General features: G+C 51.9%; 1 rRNA gene. It reads right to left on the reverse strand.

Annotated elements, in window-relative coordinates:
* Positions 1-32: 32 nt before the first annotated feature.
* Positions 33-1,495: ribosomal RNA gene (locus tag ABT996_RS09480) — 16S ribosomal RNA — on the reverse strand; the annotation flags it as partial.

Here is a 1,495-nt window from a genome sequence, read left to right on the forward strand (position 1 = left end):
GATAAAGTGCAGGTTTCCGAAATTATCCTTAGAAAGGAGGTGATCCAGCCGCAGGTTCTCCTACGGCTACCTTGTTACGACTTCACCCCAATCATCTGTCCCACCTTAGACGGCTGGCTCCAAAAGGTTACCCCACCGGCTTTGGGTGTTACAAACTCTCATGGTGTGACGGGCGGTGTGTACAAGGCCCGGGAACGTATTCACCGCGGCATGCTGATCCGCGATTACTAGCGATTCCGACTTCATGTAGGCGAGTTGCAGCCTACAATCCGAACTGAGAACGGCTTTAAGAGATTTGCTAAACCTCGCGGTCTTGCGACTCGTTGTACCGTCCATTGTAGCACGTGTGTAGCCCAGGTCATAAGGGGCATGATGATTTGACGTCATCCCCACCTTCCTCCGGTTTGTCACCGGCAGTCTTGCTAGAGTGCCCAACTTAATGCTGGCAACTAACAATAAGGGTTGCGCTCGTTGCGGGACTTAACCCAACATCTCACGACACGAGCTGACGACAACCATGCACCACCTGTCATTCTGTCCCCGAAGGGAAAGTCCTATCTCTAGGATTGTCAGAAGATGTCAAGACCTGGTAAGGTTCTTCGCGTTGCTTCGAATTAAACCACATGCTCCACCGCTTGTGCGGGCCCCCGTCAATTCCTTTGAGTTTCAACCTTGCGGTCGTACTCCCCAGGCGGAATGCTTATTGCGTTAGCTGCAGCACTGAAGGGCGGAAACCCTCCAACACTTAGCATTCATCGTTTACGGCGTGGACTACCAGGGTATCTAATCCTGTTTGCTACCCACGCTTTCGAACCTCAGCGTCAGTTACAGACCAGAGAGCCGCTTTCGCCACTGGTGTTCTTCCATATATCTACGCATTTCACCGCTACACATGGAGTTCCACTCTCCTCTTCTGCACTCAAGTCTCCCAGTTTCCAATGCACTACTCCGGTTAAGCCGAAGGCTTTCACATCAGACTTAAAAGACCGCCTGCGTTCCCTTTACGCCCAATAAATCCGGATAACGCTTGCCACCTACGTATTACCGCGGCTGCTGGCACGTAGTTAGCCGTGGCTTTCTGGTTAGATACCGTCGAAACGTGAACAGTTACTCTCACGCACTTTCTTCTCTAACAACAGGGTTTTACGATCCGAAGACCTTCTTCACCCACGCGGCGTTGCTCCATCAGGCTTTCGCCCATTGTGGAAGATTCCCTACTGCTGCCTCCCGTAGGAGTTTGGGCCGTGTCTCAGTCCCAATGTGGCCGATCAACCTCTCAGTTCGGCTACGCATCATTGCCTTGGTAAGCCTTTACCTCACCAACTAGCTAATGCGCCGCGGGCCCATCCAAAAGCGGTAGCATAGCCACCTTTTACATAGTTACCATGCGGTAACTATGGTTATGCGGTATTAGCACCTGTTTCCAAGTGTTATCCCCCTCTTTTGGGCAGGTTGCCCACGTGTTACTCACCCGTTCGCCACTCAACTCTTTATC

The sequence above is a fragment of the Ligilactobacillus sp. RTP31139st1_D10_RTP31139_211217 genome, from assembly GCF_040226755.1.
Lineage (GTDB): Bacteria > Bacillota > Bacilli > Lactobacillales > Lactobacillaceae > Ligilactobacillus > Ligilactobacillus animalis.